Source organism: Streptomonospora nanhaiensis, from assembly GCF_026642255.1.
In the GTDB taxonomy this organism is placed as follows: domain Bacteria; phylum Actinomycetota; class Actinomycetes; order Streptosporangiales; family Streptosporangiaceae; genus Nocardiopsis; species Nocardiopsis tropica.
In genome coordinates, this window is sequence record NZ_CP113264.1 from 4,283,015 (window position 1) to 4,298,045 (window position 15,031).

The window sequence follows — 15,031 nt, forward strand, 5'->3', positions numbered from 1 at the left end:
CCACATCAGGGAGAACGGGCCCGCACCGCGCGCCTCAGTTGCAGGGGAGGGAGATCGGGTTGACCTCATTGCCGTCGATGGAGCCTCCCCATTGCATGCAGGAACCACGCCCGTACACGTACACCGGTCCGGCGTAGCTGATGTACACGCCCATGTCCTGCTGGAGTGAGGGCGGGTCTCCGGCCCTGCGCAGCCACACGTCCATGCGGACGGAGGGGCCCGGGTTGTTCCGGATGGTGACCGCGCAGTTGTAGCCGTTGGAGTTGTTGTAGGTCAGGAAGACCGTGCCCAGGTTGTTCGGCACCTGAGCGGCGTTGACGACGCCGTAGCCCGCCCCGCAGGCACCGTTGTAGCCGGCCGCGGAGGCCGGGGCTGCGGTGAAGGCTCCACTCGCGACGAGCGCGAGCGTCGCGACGGCGGTGGCGAGGCTCTTCTTGAGCAATCGCACGAATAAGATCCGTTCATCCAGGGGGTGAGGACGCTCGAAAGCGTAGGGAGTTTCTCCCTTCTGCAACAGTGTGTGACCATTTGCGGTCATGAGGTGAGCAACCGCGGCCCGGAGAAAGCAGGGACCACCCGCCACCGAGGCATCCTGCACCTATTCACAGAACGCCTGTCCCACAGGCGTTCTCGGGCACACGAGCGACCAGGCGGTTGTCGACCAGGGGGCAAGGGGCCTCCGTCCGAGGTTCGGTGGACCGCGCGAATTTTCGCCCTGTTCCCTCCTCATCGCCCCAACGCGGACACTTTATGGCTGGAGCGCATCACCTGGGAGAACTGGAGCCGCGTTAGCGCCCGCCGCCGGGAGCGCGAAGCTCTACCCGATGCCTCCGCCCCAGAGTCGACGGTGTACGGGATCAACGGGCAGGCGCGGCGCTGCCCGAACCAGAGGTGAGGGAACACCCGAGCAGGAACCCTCGCCACCTCAACGCCCCCTCCTGGAGCAGAAGGGGTGTCACCTGATCGCTTCCGGTGGGATCCACGTGCATTCCGACCGCACGAAGAAGAGCATGACCGGCGGTCAGAACCGTTTGATATCTGGACGAACCACCCTGGATCACTGGACCACTCCGCCCAGCTGGATCGGTCTACCTTCTGACCCGAGGACCGTTGCCCCATCGCCCCTTTCCATCGCACTCGGTTCACTCTCCGCCCACGTGGGATCCGGCCGAGAAGACGCGGCCGCCTACCGGTCTTTCGCATGGGCGCGGATCTGTTCGGCCAGCCGCGCGAGTTCGGCCGCCGTCGCGGGTGAGGCGTTGCTGAGTCCGCTGTACACGGCCGCCGGGCTTCGCAGGAAGCGCCGCAGCACGGCCACGAGCAGTCCTTCCGGCAGGGACCGCAACGCAGAGAACCCGCGAGGGACCGGCGGCGTCGGCATGGCGGCCAGGTTCTGCCGTATGAGGCGGAGCATGCCGCGGACCGCGTCCGGATCGTCGGCCAGCGCCGCCGGGCCGCCCGCCGCGTACACCGCCTGCTCGAGCGGCATCGCGAACGCGGCATGCGTCTTGAGCCAGGCGTCCATCCTCGGCTCGGCCCTGGCGTTGATCCCGGCGGTGCGGAACGTCCGCACGATCCGTTCGAGTCGCGGGGTGGTCCGGCCGTCGGGTTCACCGATCGGCATCGCCACCCGGCGGGTGATGAAGCTGTCCGCGCGGTGGCGGACCACGTCGCCGTCCATCATGCCGCCGTCCGTGCCGAAGCCGAGCAGCACCCGCTCGTGGCCGATCACCGAGCCCAGCGGCTCCGGGCCGCCCGCCCAGTTGTGCAGGAACAGCACGTCGCCTTCGAGACCGGCGAGCGACCCCAGCACCGCGTCCACCTGATGGGCGCGGACCAGGACCGCGGTCAGGTCGTACCCGCCGTCCGGGTGCTCGACCACGGGCACCGGTACCCGCCTGACGGCCGGGCTGTCCTCCTCGGCGAGCTGCACGCCGTGTCGGCGCAGGGCGGCCAGGCGCTCGCCCCGGGCCAGGAGCGCGACGTCGTGCCCCGCCTCATGCAGACGGACGGCGAACAGGCTGCCGAGAACCCCGGCGCCGTACACGAGCAGTTTCATGGCGATCTTCTCCGTATGCTCATTTCAATCAAACGTTCGTTTGAATCAAACGTCTGTAGTGTACGCAGACATGGCGTCACCTGACACCCGCACCCAGCTCCTCGACGCGGCCGAACACCTCTTCGCCGAACGCGGTTACCGCGGCACCTCGGTCCGCGCGATCACCGACCTCGCCGGAGCGAACCTGGCCGCCGTCGGATACCACTTCGGGTCGAAGGCGGAACTCATGTCCGCGGTCGCCCGCCGGGTGGTCGAGCCCATCAACGCCGCACAGTGCGCCGGGCTCGACCGGCTGCTCGCCAGGACTCCCGACCCTGCGGTCGCCGATCTGGTGGAGGCCTTCACGGGGCCGCTGTTCGACGAGATGCAGGCCGGCGACGAGGGCGGCGCCCGGACATCCCGGCTGATCGTGACGATCCTCGGCGACCCGGCCGAGGAGGTGCGCAGCTGGACCGGCCCGGCCGAGGACACGGTCCGCGAGCGCTACCTGGCGGCCTTCGGGCGCGCACTGCCCGACCTTTCCCCGGAGGAACTGCGGTTCCGGATGCGGGGGATCCTCGCTGTGACGGCCGTGGACCGCGTCGAGGTCTACCAGCAGAGCTCCCCGACCTGCCCGTCCCCGGTAGCGGGCGAGGCAGCCCGGCACTGGGCGATCACTTTCCTGACCGCGGCGCTGAGCGCACCACCGACGAGGACCTGACACCCCGGAACGGCCGCGGCCGATCGCCGCCATCGGGAGCGCTCCGGGGTGGCGGGGATTGCCGCGGCCGTTGGCGGCAGACCCCGCCGATGGCCACGGACCGACCACGACGTCCCCGTGCAACGTGGCCTTGCGCGGGGGCTGCCTTGTGCCCGAACCAGCCGACCTGGGTTGCCGACCTGCCAATAAGGGTCACTAAGCGAGGGCCGGAAACCGCCCCTGCGGGCGACGAGTCCCCTGCGTCGACACCTGTATCGCAACCTATTGGTTGTGATAAGTTGCATGGCAACCGAAGTGTTGCAATGGAGGTTGCGGTGTCCATCCCCGACAGCATCGAGCGTGTGCTCGAACTCGCCCATCCACCCGAGAAAGTATGGGCAGCATTGACCACCGCCGAAGGACTCGGCGGCTGGTTCGGCTCCCGCGCGGAAATCAACGACCTGCGCCCCGGTGGCGAGGCACGCGTGTGGTGGAACCAGCAGGACGGGCACACCCTCGCGATCCAGGTCGTCGAGCCGCCCCGCCGGTTCGCCTACACGTGGGCGATCGACGGACTGCCGACGGGTGACCCGCGCCGGACCCGGGTCGAGTTCACATTGGAGTCCACCGGCACGGGCACGCGGTTGACGGTGCGTGAGACCGGCTTCGCCCGGATGCCGGAGGACCTGGCCATCGCCTACGAGGACCACACCACGGGCTGGCGTACGGAGCTGACCGAGTTGGCCGAGTATCTCGATGCCGCGTCCTGACCCTGAGACCGATACCGAGTCAACCGCCCAGGCGGTCTTCACCGCACTGGCCGACCCGACGCGGCGCGGCATCCTCGCCGAACTCGCCGCGCGCGGCCCGGCGACGGCGACCGATCTGGCCGAGCGGCTCCCCATCTCACGCCAGGCGATCGCTAAACACCTCGCCCTGCTGTCCGATGCCGGGCTGGTCCGAGCGGAGACCGGGGAACGGCGCCGGATCCGCTTCCGGTTGCAGACCAGGCCGGTCGCCGTTGCCCAGTCGTTTCTCGCCGCGATGGCGCGCGACTGGGACGGACACCTGGGTGCACTGCGCGACCACCTCGACGACCACAGAAGGAATGGGACATGACCCCGACGTTTAGCGGCGGCCACAACATCGCCATGAAGCTGCCCAAGGCCCAGTTCGACCGCACCATCGCCTTCTATCGCGACATTTTGGGGATGGAGGTCACCGATGAGAGCAGCGAGGCCGTCGCGAACGGCGTTGCCCGGAGCGCATCAGTGCGGTTCGGTCCGGTCAAGCTGTGGTTCGACCGCGTCGATAACTACGCGCGAGCCGACCTGTGGCTGGAGCTGTTCACCGACGATGTCGGCCTCGCGACCCGACACCTGGCCGCGCACGGTATCGCGGTCCAAGACGAACTGGAACCGCTCCCCTCCGGCCTGGATGCCCACTGGATCAGCAGCCCGGTGGGCATCCCGCACATCGTCCGGCTCTCCGACGAGGTGCAGTAGGGGGTCGAGGAAGGAGCCCTTGCCCTAGGTGCCGTAGGCCATTACCGCTCCTCAGGCTGGAGCCTCTTCAACCGAAACCGGCCATCTGCGCTGCGGCGGGCGAGCACACTCATCACGTGCGAGGTTTAGGTAAATCGGACACCGGCACGGCGCCACCTCGCTCCTCCTCCGGCCGCCCCAGGCGTGCGAGACCCGTGCTCTGGAAGGGCTCACCACCGACCGGTGAGCGGCCGAAGGGCCACCGCCACCCCCGTCGTGATCCTCACCGGCCCCATCGGGACCCGACGTCTCCCGGGGCAGCGCGAAGGCGGGATATCCGATGGAGGAACGGCCCTGCGCGTGACAGGCTACGGCCATGACCTCCCAGCCCAGCGGCCTGCCGGACCACTCCTGGCTCGGCGCCCCGATCGACGCCCGCCCCCTCTTCGCCCCTGAGCACACCGCGCTGATGGCCACGCTGCGGGGGCTGGCACCCGCCGACTGGCGTGAGGAGGCGGTGCCGGGATGGACCGTGCGCGATCTCGCCGCGCACCTTCTCGGCGACTGCTACGGACGGCTCGCCCGCGGTCGCGACGGCCACCCGGAGGGGCCCTCCTTCGCCGCGGGCGAGACGCTGGAGGCGTTCATCCACCGCATCAACCAGGAATGGGTGGACGCCCACCGCCGGGTGAGCCCGGCCGCGCTCACGGACACCCTGGGGCTGATCGGCCAGCAGGTCGTCCGCTTCTTCGAGACGGCGGACCCGGACGCTCCGTCGACGGGGGTGTCCTGGGCCGGTGCCGACCCGGCGCCCCTGTGGCTGGACAGCGCCCGCGATCTCACCGAGTTCTGGACCCACCGCCAGCAGATCCGCCACGCCGCCGGCCAGGAGACCGACCCCGACCCCAGGTCCCTGGCGCTGGTCCTGGACACCTTCATGCGGGCCCTGCCCCACACCCTGCGCGAGGTCGACGCACCGGTGGGAACGCAGGTCCGGGTGAGCGTCGAAGGCCCGGCCGGCGGCCTCTGGACCGCCACGGCCACCGGGGACCGCTGGTCCCTGGCCGAGCCCGGCGTCCGGCACCCGGACTCGACCCTCCGCCTGGACGCCGAGACCGCCTGGCGGCTCTGCACCCGCGGCATCGAGCCGGGCACCGCCCTGGCCCGCGCCCGCGTCGAGGGCGACCCCCACCTGGCCGGGGCCGCCTGCCGGATCGTCTCCATCATCCACTGACGCCCCGGCCCCCGCCAGGAGGCGGTGATCCGATACCGGCAGGACCTGGCCCGCGCCGGTGACGGCCGCCCGTGGTCGATGCCCTCCCCACCGCCCCGGCCTCCCGACCCTCCTCGGCGGAGGCGGGAGGGAGGAGGCGCCGCGGTGTGGCGGCACGTGCCGACCTGTGTGCACACGGGGCGGCGCGCCCCGCCGGCCCTGACCCGCGAACTCTGTTTCGGCTACCGGGGCGGGCTGGAACACCGGTGTCGAACCGCGGCTCTTCCTGAGCACCTCGAATTCCCAGGACGCCGGCCGGGTCACCGAGACCGCCCTCCACGGCAAGGAAGACCGGCCTACCCTTGAGTGCGCGTCGCTGTTTTCCCGACCCGTTGCCCAGGACGTCTCCGCGCGGAGACGTCCGTGCTCGTCCAGGCGGACCCACACCTGTGGAGGCAGTTCCGTCGGCGCGGGCTCTCCCCCACTGCCCCCCTTGCTACCCGACAGGACCAAGCGCATGAAGAGGGACCCCCGTATCTCCTGGCGGCACGCACTCGCCGCACGGGCGCTCCAACTGACCTACCCCGCGATGAACCGCTTTCTGCTGCTCCCGCCGGAGGTGGAGTTCGCGACCAAGCCGATCGCCGCGCCTGCGACCGTGCGGATCCCGACCCGCCACGGCGATATCGGCGCCCTGGTCTTCAGCCCCACCTCCGAGGACATCGAGTCACAGCTCGCCGACGGTCGCAGCCCTCCGGTGCACATGCTGATCCACGGCGGGGGGTTCATCACCCGCTATCCGCTCGGTGAAGGCAACGTCGCGCGCTATCTCGCCTCCGAACTGGGCTGCTACGTCGTCATGCCCGATTACCGTGCCGCCCCCCAGGTCTGCCATCCGGTGGCCGAGCAGGAGTGCTACGACGCCTACCTCTGGGTCCGCGGCAGCGGCGCGGCCCACTGCTGGGACGGCAACCGGGTCTCCGTCGGCGGGCCCAGCGCCGGCGGGCACCTCTCCCTGGGCGTTGCCCTGACGGCCATCGAGCGCGAAGACCCCTCCCCGGCGGCCCTGTCCGTGGAGTTCGCCCCGGTCGACCTGACGCTGCCGAACGCGCAGCGGACGTCGCCCCGGTCACGGCCCGTCGTCGGAAAGGCGTTGATGGACCTCGTCATGAACACCTACTTCGCCGGAGCGGACACCAGCCTCCCGCTGGTCTCACCCGCACTGCACCCGGCACTCGACCGGCTTCCCCCGACCCTGGTCATCACCGCCGAGCACGACACCCTCAGGGACGAGGCGGACCGGTTCGCGGGCGCCCTCGAACGCGCGGGCGTCGAGGTCGTGCACCGCGTGTTCGAGGGCGTCGACCACGGATTCCTCTACCACCGGCCGGCCGGACCCGCCCGCGCCGCCATCTCCCTGATGGGCGAGCACCTGGGCTCGGCCTTCCGACGTCCCCGCTGATCGAAGGAGCGGACCGGGTCGGGGTCGCGGGACCGGCGCGTGCGGTCAAGCTGTTGCACCCGCACCTGAGGGCAGGTCCCCGCCACGACGCGGGGCCCGGCTCGACACCGGATCCATCAGCCGATCCACTGTCCCCGCACCTCCGGCGACCGCCGCCCGACGACCCTGTCCGCGAGTGCGGCACCACGCGAGGAGGGTGTCCCGGGGTGTGTCCGGCATCGGCCACGACGAGCCGAACACGAGCCCGTGCGGCAGACTCAGCCGACCGTCGGGGCCGGCGGCGCGACCGCCTCACGCAGTTCGTCGGCGGTCTGGGCGACGAGCTCGGAGAGGGTCGCGTCCGGGTCGGCCAGCCAGCGGGACGTTGCGCGCCGGGCGACCGCTATCGCCACGTCGATGATGAAGCGTGCTTTGCCGGGCTCGACGCCGCGGTGTTCGAGCGCCCGCACCAGCGCGTCGGCGATGTCGGCGAGCTTGATCAGATCGCGCTCGGCAAGCGCCGGGCTGGCGGCGATCACCCTGACGCGGCGCAGCAGGAACTCGCGCGGGCGGAAGATCTCGTCGGCGGTCCCCAGAGCGGTCAGCAGCGCCTCGATCGGCGTGAGGCCCGGGTCGGCCGCTTCGACCTGGGCGACGAGATGGGTCTGGAGTTCGTCGCCGGCGAAGAGGACTTCCCGTTTGTCGGGGAAATAGCGGTAGAAGGAGCGCTCGGTCAGGCCGGCGGTGCGCGCGATCTGTGCGACCGAGGTGCGCTCGAAACCTTGCGCCTCGAACAGCTCGAGCGCCGCGCGCTTGAGCCGGCCCTGTGCGTCTGGCTCCCATCTCGGCATGCCCACCAGGATATGACAGCAGAGGCTGTCGTCGTGACACTAAGATCGATGACAACAGATGCTGTCATCACATAGGAGATCGTCATGAAGGCTCTTCAGTTCGACCGGTTCGGATCCCCGGACGTGATCGCGCTCCGCGACGTCCCGCAGCCGGAGCCGGGACCCGGCCAGATCCGGATCGCCGTGCGGGCGTGCGGCCTGGCACCGGCCGACTGGCACCTCGTCGACGGTCTCCTCGCCGACCATCTGCCGCCACTGCCGCGAGGGCTCGGCCTCGAGATCGCGGGCACCGTCGACGCGCTCGGTGAGGGCGTCACCGGCGTCCGGATCGGCGACCGCGTGTTCGGCCCGGCCACCTTCCACGGCCCGACGGCCGGCGCCGCCGAGTACGCGCTGATGCCGGCCTGGGCACGCATCCCCGAAGGCGTCACTGCCGAGCAGGCCGCCGCGCTGCCGATGGCGGCCGAGACGGCGTGGCGCGCGCTCGACGACCTCGGCGTCCAGGCGGGTGAGCTGCTGCTCGTCCACGGCGCGGGCACTACCGTGGGTGAGGCGGCGGTGCGCTTCGCGCTGCACCGGGGTATCCGGGTGATCGCCACCGCCGGGCCGACCCGGGCTGCCGCCCTGGAAGAGATCGGCGCCCAGGTGACCGCCTACGGCGAGGGCATGGCCGAACGCGTCAGCGCACTGACCGGAGGCCCCGTCGACCGCGCCCTGGACACGGCGCCGACCGGCGGTCGGATCGACCGTGCCGACCAGCCCAGCCCGGCCGGCGGCTCACTACCGACCTTGATCGAGCTGACCGGGGATCCCGACCGTGTCCTCACCGTCTCGGACTTCGCCGCCGCGGCCGAGCTGGGCGTCCGGATCACCACCGAGATCCGTTATGACCAGATGGACGAGTTCGCCCGGCTCGCCGGCGAAGGCATCTTGGTCGTACCGGTCGCCCGCACCTACACGCTCGACCAGATCCAGAAAGCGGCCGAACTCAGCCAGTCCCGCCGACCCGGCGGCAAGCTCATACTCGTCCTGTGAGCTGTGAGCGCACCGTCAGCCTGGTAGACGGATCCGGAGGGCGAGTACTGACATCCCTGTGCTCGTCAACACGTGACCAAATCCTGTGGTAATCCTCCTCGACCCCCGTTTTGGTTGCTGCAGCGTCAAGTCCTCGATGGCGTGGGTGGGATGCGGTTCACGGCTGGGAGAGGTGGAGAACGGAGAAGGGGTACGCGCCGGCCGGGGCTCAGCGGCGGTGGAGCAGCCGGGTGGCGGCGGCCAGGAGCGGGGTGGTGAGGGTGGTGGCGGCCGCGCCGAGCACGGTGTCGGTGGCCAGGATCCAGCGGACGGTCATCATCCCCCGGGTGATGACCTCGCTGCCCCGCAGGCGCATGGCCGCCTCGAACCGGTCGACGGCCGCGGTGAGCGCGGCGGGGTCGGCTCCGGCCCCGCCAAGGTTCTCGACCAGGTCGGCCGCGTCGCGGACGGCGGCGCCGGCCCCCATTCCGGCGGTCGGCGGGGTGGCGTGGACCGCGTCCCCCAGCGCCGTGATCCGGCCGGCGGGCCACGGTGCGAGCTCCCGTGCCCGTGGTGACGCGGCGTTGAAGCGGAACGCGGCCACGGTGTGGGGGTCGGCCCGGTCGAGGACCTCGAGCACGTGCTCGCTCCAGCCCAGCTCGGCGAACCGGGCGATCAGCGCCGCCCGCAGTGCTTCGCCGTGCAGGCCGCGCAGGGCGTCGGTGGCGGAGGACTCGGGGAGCATGGCCCCCCAGATGTAGGTGGGGCCCGTGGTGAGCGCCATGCACAGTTCGGGCCTGTCCAGGGCGGCGTTGCCGACGGGGTCGAGGTAGCCCACGTAGAGTGCGGCGCCGTGGCCGCCGAGCGCCAGGCCCGATCGCGGTCCCAGCCGTTCCCGCTCGCTCCGGCTCAGTGAGGGCAGCGGTGTCCGGCCGGAGAAGCCGATGATGCCCGCCGGGGTGTTCGTGGGGCCACCGGCCAGGTGCCGGGCCACCAGGGAGTGGGTGCCGTCCGCTCCGACCAGCAGGTCGCCGGTGGCGGGTGCGGCGTCGGCGAACTCCACGCGCGGCGTCCCGTGGTCGTCGTGGCCGACCCCGGTCGCCGTCCGGCCCAGGTGGAGGTCGTCGCCGACCGCTTCGGCGAGCAGTGTGCGCAGGGTGATGCGGTCGATGTCCGCACTCGGGTCGGCGCCGAGGTCCGGGCCGTGTCCCAGCAGTCGGCCGCGCCGGTCCCAGAACGCGTCGCGGTCGCGCAGCCGCAGCGCGGAGGACGACGCCAGCAGCCGCTCGAAGACCTCCGGCGGGAGCAGCTCCCGCAGCGCCGTCTGGGCCCGCTGGTCGAGTGTGATGTGGTATCCGCCCGTGGCCGCGACGTCGGTGTCGCGGTCGAACACCGCCACCTCGATCCCGCGGCGGCGCAGCCCGGCCCCCAACGCGAGTCCACCGATTCCGCCACCGACAACGACGACACGCACCATGTTCCCGCTCCTTCTCCGTTCCGGGATCGTCCCGGTCATGCTGGAGGATGGGGCATGTAGTGGCCACCGAATGTCCACCACTGCCCATAATGGGGTGGTGGCGGATACTTCACGGCGGGCGCTGCGGCTGCTCTCCCTGCTCATGGCTCGGCGCCAGTGGCCGCTGGGCGAGCTCGCGTCCCGGCTCGGCGTCAGCGAACGCACGGCACGGCGAGACATCGAGACCCTGCGCGGGCTCGACTACCCGATCACCACCGTCCGCGGGCCCGACGGGGGGTACCGGCTCGGCTCCGGGCACACCCTCCCCCCGCTGCTGTTCGACGACGATCAGGCGCTCGCGGTCTCGGTGGCCCTGCAGACCGCCCCGAGCACGGTGTTCGGCCTGGCCGAGGACGCGGCCAGGGCACTGGACACGCTCACCCAGGTGATGCCGGCCCGCGTGCGGGCGTCCATGGAGGCCCTGCACCTGACCAGGTTGCAGAACTACTGGGAGTTCCCCACTCCGCCCGTCGCCCCGGACGCGCTCACCGCGGTCGGCGGGGCGGTACGCCACCGGCACGTGCTCACCGTCCAGACCCTGCGCGCCGACGGGACACGGGCCCTGCCCGGGGACGGGGACTTCGTACCCGCCCGGCGCGTGGAGCCGCATCACCTGGTGGTGTGGGCCGCACGCTGGTACCTGGTCGCCTACGACCTCGCGGAGGAGGCCTGGCGCATCCACCGTGTGGACCGGCTGGTCCCCCGCCCGACGACGCAGCCCTTCACCGACCGCGCCCTCCCCGGGGGCGACGTCGCCCGGTTCGTCATGACCAGCCACGACCGGGGCGACGTCCCCACCGCCTGGCCGTGCATGGGAACCGCGCGCCTCGACCTGCCCGCCCACGTCGTCGCCCGCTGGGCGCCCGGCGGGTCGGTCATCCAGCACCTGGACGCCGACCACTGCCGGCTCACGCTCGGAGCGTGGTCGTGGGCGGGCGTCGCCGGGATCCTCTCCACCTTCGACACCGGGATCACCGAGGTGACCCCTGAGGAGCTGGTCGGTGCCTGCCACCGCCTCGCCGAACGGTGGTCCGCCGCCACGGGGCCGACCGCGTAGAGGCGGGCCGGGGCGGCGTCTGTCGGTCCCGGCCTGGAGAAACGGGGCCACCACGCACCACCCGACGCGAGGCCCTCTGTGACGCGACCCTCTCTGCCCCTCCGCCGGACCGGCGACGGCCCGCGTGTGCCCGGCACGCTGCTGGTCCGTACCGATCGCGCTGGGATCATGGTGGTCAACCTGGAGCTCGCCAACATGGACATCAGTTCCTTCATGGACCACGAGACCTGCAAGGCCCTCCCCTGGCGTTCGTCTCGTGTGGGCTCTTGCTCCGCCGGTCTAATACCTGTGCCGGGGCCATCGTCCAGGTGGTGAATTGCCGTCAGGGGAAGTGCAGGTCGACGACGGCGTCGTCTGCCCCGAGAACCACTGTTTCCACCTCGGTCCCCGTTCCGTCCTTCGTCCCGTGGACGTCCCAGCTGCCCCGGTGCAGGACGAGTCGGTAGCTTCCGTCGTCGATGGTGCGTGAACCCCTCTCGTGCGAGGACACGGGCGGGTCCTCGTTCGACGACCATTGGATGTTCACACCTTCGACCGGCTGACCCGAGGAGTCGTACACCGTGCCTGTGATGGCCGTCATCCCGGTTTCCCCAGGACTTCGACCGGGGTCGTCATTGCTGACCATTGTCCAGGGAAGAGCGCACGAAGAGGCCAGGAGAACCGTGGATACAACGCCTGATCCCCGCAGGCGGATACTGGCCATCCACGCCACCCTCTTTCTCGAAAGAAGCCGGGTCCGGACCACGGAAGCAAACCGGCTCCGGTTACGGCACCGGCCCGTGTTATGGCTTCCGCCATCGGGCAGGTCTGCTGCCACGGGCCCGAGGCGGTACCGCTCCGGAGTGGTCCGGGCAGCCCGGTTCATCATCCCCTGCCCGCGTTCCCGACGGCCGGGCCGGGGTACTCCGCCGGCCCGTGTCCCCCGGAAGAGCTACACGCAGGTGTCCACCCCATGGTGACGACTTCGCCCCGCCCCGGTCAGTAGCGTTCTCACCAGTCGCGGCTCCCCTGCCGCACCGATGTCATGAAAGACCCCCATGAGACTTCTCTGGCAGCTCCTGGCCGTCGCCGCGGTCGCCTTCCTCGGCGGACAGGCAGCCTTCGCGGTCCAGGACAACCCCTGGCTCACCCTGGCCCTGGGCCTCCTCACCGTCGTGATCTCGGTGTTCGTCTACCGGTGGGTGGTGCGCCGCACCGAGAAGCGCGAGGTGACCGAGCTGGCCTGGAAGGGCGCCACCGCCGCCACCAGCTGGGGCACCCTCCTCGGGGTCGGCCTGTTCGCCCTGGTCATCGCCAACATCACGTTCCTCGGCGGCTACCAGGTCCACGGTCTGGGCTCCCCGATGAGCGCCCTGGGCCTGGTCGGCTTCATGGGCGCCGCCGCGGTGACCGAGGAGCTGATGTGGCGCGGTGTGCTGTTCCGCATCATCGAGGAGCGCGCCGGCACCTGGATCTCCCTCGGACTGACCGGCCTGGCCTTCGGCCTCGTGCACATGGCCAACCCGCACGCCACCCTGTGGGGCGCCATCGCCATCGCCATCGAGGCCGGCGGCATGCTCACCGCCGCCTACATCGCCACCCGCAGCCTGTGGCTGCCCATCGGCCTGCACTTCGGCTGGAACATCGCCGGGTCCGCCCTCTTCGGCACCGAGGTCTCGGGCAACGGCACACCCCCGGGGCTGCTGGACGCCACCATGTCCGGCCACACCCTGATCACCGGCGGCGGGTTCGGCCCCGAGGGCAGCATCTACTCCGTGGTGTTCTGCGTCATCGCCACCGTGGTGTTCATGTGGATCGCCCGCCGCCGCGGCCGGATCGTCCCCGTCCGCCGGCGTGACGCGCGGCCCGCCACCACCGCCGCACCTCCCCGGTGACCTCGCTCCAGCGGCTCTCCCACCTGTGGCGGCGGCTCGACGTCTCCCTCCAGGACCTGCCCCTGGCCCTGCTGATCCTCTCCGTCTCCCTCGTCCCGTCGACGCACGGCTACGGGACCGATTTCGGCGGCGTGGCGGACCGCCCCTTCGACGCCCTGGGACTGCTCGCGGCAGCCCTGCAGTGCCTGCCCCTGGCCGTGCGGCGCCGGTGGCCGGCCCTGTCCCTGGCCGTGGTGGCCTGCGGCTTCGCCCTCGACCAGCTGAGCGGCTACCACCTGGTCGCGGGCACCGCGTTGCCCATCGCAGTGTTGAGCGCCGGCGCCCACCTCCACCGGCACCGGCCCACCGCCGTGGTGGTGGGCTCGGCCGCCTACGTGGTGCTGGCGGTCGCGGTGGCCCAGGTCGGCGCGGGTGAGTCCTTTCCCTCCTACCTGGTCTTCTACGCGACGCTGGCCTTCTCCTGGGGGACCGGGGCGTGGCTGCGGTCCACCAGGGCCGCCGAGGCCGAACGCCGCCGCTTCGTCGCCGAGGCCACCCGCACCGCCGAACGCACCCGCATCGCCCGCGAGCTTCACGACGTCGTGACCCACCACGTGACCGCGATGGTCGTGCAGGCCGAGGCGGCCCGCTACCTGACGGCCGCGCCCGAGCGGCTGGACGAGACCCTGACCGCGGTCACCGACACCGGTCGGCGGGCCATCACCGACATGCGCCACCTGCTCGACGTCCTCGACCCCGACCACTCCGCCCCTGTCCCCGGGTCCGACGAAGGGCTGCTGTCCGTGGTGGAGCGCACCCGCAGGGCCGGGCAGCCGGTGGAGTTCACCGAGGAGGGCGCCCCGGCCGCCTCGCGCGGCAGCGCCGACCTCGTCGCGCACCGTGTCGTGCAGGAGTCCCTGACCAACGCCCTCAAGTACGCGCACGGCAGCCCCACCACCGTCCGCGTGCGCCACCGCCCCGAGGAGATCACCGTGAACGTCACCACCGACCGCTCCGGGGCTTCCGGCGTCCCGCCCGGGGGCGGCGGGCGCGGCCTGGTCGGCCTGCGCGAACGCGTCGAGGTCCTGGGCGGCGAGTTCACCGCGGGGCCGCGCGAGGACGGGGGGTTCACCGTGGACGCGCGCATCCCCGCCCGCGCCCCGGCGGGCGGCCGGGCATGAGCGTGCCGATCCGGGTCCTGGTCTGCGACGACCAGGTGCTGATCCGCACCGGGCTGGTCACCATCATCGACGCCCAGCCCGACCTGGAGACCGTCGGCGAGTGCGGGGACGGCAGGGCCGCGGTCGAACTCGCCGAACGGCTGCGCCCCGACGTCGTGGTGATGGACGTGCGCATGCCCGTGCTCGACGGCATCGGGGCCACGCGGCGCCTGGCCGGAGCAGGGGTGGAACACCCCGTCAAGGTCCTCGTGGTCACGACGTTCAACCTCGACGAGTACGTCTACGAGGCGCTGCGCGCGGGCGCCAGCGGGTTCCTGCTCAAGGACGCGCCCCCGGCCCAGCTGCTGCACGGGATCCGGACCGTGGCCACCGGGGCGGCGCTGCTGGACCCCGACGTCACCCGCCGGCTGGTCGGCAGGTTCGCCACCCGGATCCGGCCCTCCCGGGCCGAGCCGGCCGATGTGCCGCTGACCCCGCGCGAGCTGGAGGTCCTGCGCCTGATCGCCGACGGGCTGTCCAACGGTGAGATCGCCGCGGCCCTGTTCATCAGCCAGGAGACGGTGAAGACGTTCGTCTCGCGGATCCTGGCCAAGCTCGGCCTGCGCGACCGGGTCCAGGCGGTGGTCTACGCCTACCGGCACGGGCTGGTCACCTGAGCCGGCGTCGGGCTCCGGCGCACGGGC

The 15,031-nt window shown here is 71.5% G+C and carries 16 protein-coding genes; 11 read left to right on the top strand and 5 right to left on the bottom strand.

Annotated elements, in window-relative coordinates; translation table 11 throughout:
- Window positions 1-34: 34 nt before the first annotated feature.
- Window positions 35-448 (bottom strand): spore-associated protein A, encoded by a 414-nt coding sequence (locus OUQ99_RS18585; protein WP_267945041.1) that lies wholly within the window; start codon window positions 446-448, stop codon window positions 35-37.
- 738 nt (window positions 449-1,186) lie between these two features.
- Entirely contained in the window at window positions 1,187-2,059 is an 873-nt protein-coding gene (locus tag OUQ99_RS18590; RefSeq protein WP_267945042.1) for a ketopantoate reductase family protein, read from the bottom strand.
- A 70-nt stretch (window positions 2,060-2,129) separates the two neighbouring features.
- On the opposite strand from OUQ99_RS18590, the gene OUQ99_RS18595 reads away from it, so the two are divergent.
- The 6 genes from OUQ99_RS18595 to OUQ99_RS18620 all read left to right on the top strand — a co-directional run bounded on the left by OUQ99_RS18595 (window position 2,130) and on the right by OUQ99_RS18620 (window position 6,897).
- Window positions 2,130-2,759, top strand: coding sequence for a TetR/AcrR family transcriptional regulator (locus tag OUQ99_RS18595; RefSeq protein ID WP_267945043.1), 630 nt, complete (start codon window positions 2,130-2,132; stop codon window positions 2,757-2,759).
- A 314-nt stretch (window positions 2,760-3,073) separates the two neighbouring features.
- Window positions 3,074-3,508 (top strand): SRPBCC domain-containing protein, encoded by a 435-nt coding sequence (locus tag OUQ99_RS18600; RefSeq protein WP_267945044.1) that lies wholly within the window; start codon window positions 3,074-3,076, stop codon window positions 3,506-3,508.
- The gene (locus OUQ99_RS18605; protein WP_267945045.1) at window positions 3,495-3,857 is read left to right on the top strand and encodes an ArsR/SmtB family transcription factor; all 363 of its coding nucleotides are present in this window, start codon (window positions 3,495-3,497) and stop codon (window positions 3,855-3,857) included. The genes OUQ99_RS18600 and OUQ99_RS18605 overlap by 14 nt, the downstream gene beginning before the upstream one ends.
- Window positions 3,854-4,243: a VOC family protein gene (locus OUQ99_RS18610; RefSeq protein WP_267945046.1), complete on the top strand. Its 390-nt coding sequence runs from the start codon at window positions 3,854-3,856 to the stop codon at window positions 4,241-4,243. The genes OUQ99_RS18605 and OUQ99_RS18610 overlap by 4 nt, the downstream gene beginning before the upstream one ends.
- A gap of 355 nt (window positions 4,244-4,598) precedes the next feature.
- The gene (locus tag OUQ99_RS18615) at window positions 4,599-5,456 is read left to right on the top strand and encodes a maleylpyruvate isomerase family mycothiol-dependent enzyme (protein WP_267945047.1); all 858 of its coding nucleotides are present in this window, start codon (window positions 4,599-4,601) and stop codon (window positions 5,454-5,456) included.
- 496 nt (window positions 5,457-5,952) lie between these two features.
- Window positions 5,953-6,897, top strand: a complete 945-nt coding sequence (locus tag OUQ99_RS18620; protein WP_267945048.1) for an alpha/beta hydrolase — start codon at window positions 5,953-5,955, stop codon at window positions 6,895-6,897.
- A 257-nt stretch (window positions 6,898-7,154) separates the two neighbouring features.
- On the opposite strand, the gene OUQ99_RS18625 is transcribed toward OUQ99_RS18620, so the two are convergent.
- Window positions 7,155-7,727 (bottom strand): TetR/AcrR family transcriptional regulator, encoded by a 573-nt coding sequence (locus OUQ99_RS18625; RefSeq protein WP_267945049.1) that lies wholly within the window; start codon window positions 7,725-7,727, stop codon window positions 7,155-7,157.
- An 84-nt stretch (window positions 7,728-7,811) separates the two neighbouring features.
- On the opposite strand from OUQ99_RS18625, the gene OUQ99_RS18630 reads away from it, so the two are divergent.
- The gene (locus OUQ99_RS18630; protein WP_267945050.1) at window positions 7,812-8,762 is read left to right on the top strand and encodes an NADP-dependent oxidoreductase; all 951 of its coding nucleotides are present in this window, start codon (window positions 7,812-7,814) and stop codon (window positions 8,760-8,762) included.
- A 208-nt stretch (window positions 8,763-8,970) separates the two neighbouring features.
- On the opposite strand, the gene OUQ99_RS18635 is transcribed toward OUQ99_RS18630, so the two are convergent.
- Window positions 8,971-10,218, bottom strand: a complete 1,248-nt coding sequence (locus OUQ99_RS18635; RefSeq protein ID WP_267945051.1) for an FAD-dependent oxidoreductase — start codon at window positions 10,216-10,218, stop codon at window positions 8,971-8,973.
- 97 nt (window positions 10,219-10,315) lie between these two features.
- On the opposite strand from OUQ99_RS18635, the gene OUQ99_RS18640 reads away from it, so the two are divergent.
- Window positions 10,316-11,314, top strand: coding sequence for a helix-turn-helix transcriptional regulator (locus OUQ99_RS18640; protein WP_267945052.1), 999 nt, complete (start codon window positions 10,316-10,318; stop codon window positions 11,312-11,314).
- Window positions 11,315-11,636: 322 nt separating this feature from the next.
- Here the strand turns inward: OUQ99_RS18640 and OUQ99_RS18645 are convergent, their stop codons facing one another.
- Window positions 11,637-11,894, bottom strand: a complete 258-nt coding sequence (locus OUQ99_RS18645) for a carboxypeptidase-like regulatory domain-containing protein (RefSeq protein ID WP_267945053.1) — start codon at window positions 11,892-11,894, stop codon at window positions 11,637-11,639.
- A gap of 457 nt (window positions 11,895-12,351) precedes the next feature.
- Here OUQ99_RS18645 and OUQ99_RS18650 point away from each other — a divergent pair, with 457 nt between their 5' ends.
- Genes OUQ99_RS18650 through OUQ99_RS18660 form a run of 3 tightly spaced genes read left to right on the top strand, consistent with a single transcriptional unit; the run spans window position 12,352 to window position 15,004 of the window.
- Entirely contained in the window at window positions 12,352-13,188 is an 837-nt protein-coding gene (locus tag OUQ99_RS18650; RefSeq protein ID WP_267945054.1) for a CPBP family intramembrane glutamic endopeptidase, read from the top strand.
- A complete protein-coding gene (locus OUQ99_RS18655; protein ID WP_267945055.1) occupies window positions 13,185-14,348 on the top strand; it encodes a sensor histidine kinase in 1,164 nt (387 codons plus the stop codon). The genes OUQ99_RS18650 and OUQ99_RS18655 overlap by 4 nt, the downstream gene beginning before the upstream one ends.
- Complete coding sequence (locus OUQ99_RS18660) at window positions 14,345-15,004, top strand: response regulator (protein ID WP_267945056.1); 660 nt, start codon at window positions 14,345-14,347, stop codon at window positions 15,002-15,004. Before OUQ99_RS18655 ends, OUQ99_RS18660 begins: the two co-directional genes overlap by 4 nt.
- The last annotated feature ends 27 nt before the right edge of the window (window positions 15,005-15,031 follow it).

Coding starts and splice junctions, on each gene's coding strand:
- OUQ99_RS18590 (WP_267945042.1), bottom strand. CDS start 2,059: ATGAAACTGCTCGTGTACGGCGCCGGGGTTCTCGGCAGCCTGTTCGCC.
- OUQ99_RS18595 (WP_267945043.1), top strand. CDS start 2,130: ATGGCGTCACCTGACACCCGCACCCAGCTCCTCGACGCGGCCGAACAC.
- OUQ99_RS18605 (WP_267945045.1), top strand. CDS start 3,495: ATGCCGCGTCCTGACCCTGAGACCGATACCGAGTCAACCGCCCAGGCG.
- OUQ99_RS18610 (WP_267945046.1), top strand. CDS start 3,854: ATGACCCCGACGTTTAGCGGCGGCCACAACATCGCCATGAAGCTGCCC.
- OUQ99_RS18615 (WP_267945047.1), top strand. CDS start 4,599: ATGACCTCCCAGCCCAGCGGCCTGCCGGACCACTCCTGGCTCGGCGCC.
- OUQ99_RS18620 (WP_267945048.1), top strand. CDS start 5,953: ATGAAGAGGGACCCCCGTATCTCCTGGCGGCACGCACTCGCCGCACGG.
- OUQ99_RS18625 (WP_267945049.1), bottom strand. CDS start 7,727: ATGCCGAGATGGGAGCCAGACGCACAGGGCCGGCTCAAGCGCGCGGCG.
- OUQ99_RS18630 (WP_267945050.1), top strand. CDS start 7,812: ATGAAGGCTCTTCAGTTCGACCGGTTCGGATCCCCGGACGTGATCGCG.
- OUQ99_RS18635 (WP_267945051.1), bottom strand. CDS start 10,218: ATGGTGCGTGTCGTCGTTGTCGGTGGCGGAATCGGTGGACTCGCGTTG.
- OUQ99_RS18645 (WP_267945053.1), bottom strand. CDS start 11,894: ATGACGGCCATCACAGGCACGGTGTACGACTCCTCGGGTCAGCCGGTC.
- OUQ99_RS18650 (WP_267945054.1), top strand. CDS start 12,352: ATGAGACTTCTCTGGCAGCTCCTGGCCGTCGCCGCGGTCGCCTTCCTC.
- OUQ99_RS18660 (WP_267945056.1), top strand. CDS start 14,345: ATGAGCGTGCCGATCCGGGTCCTGGTCTGCGACGACCAGGTGCTGATC.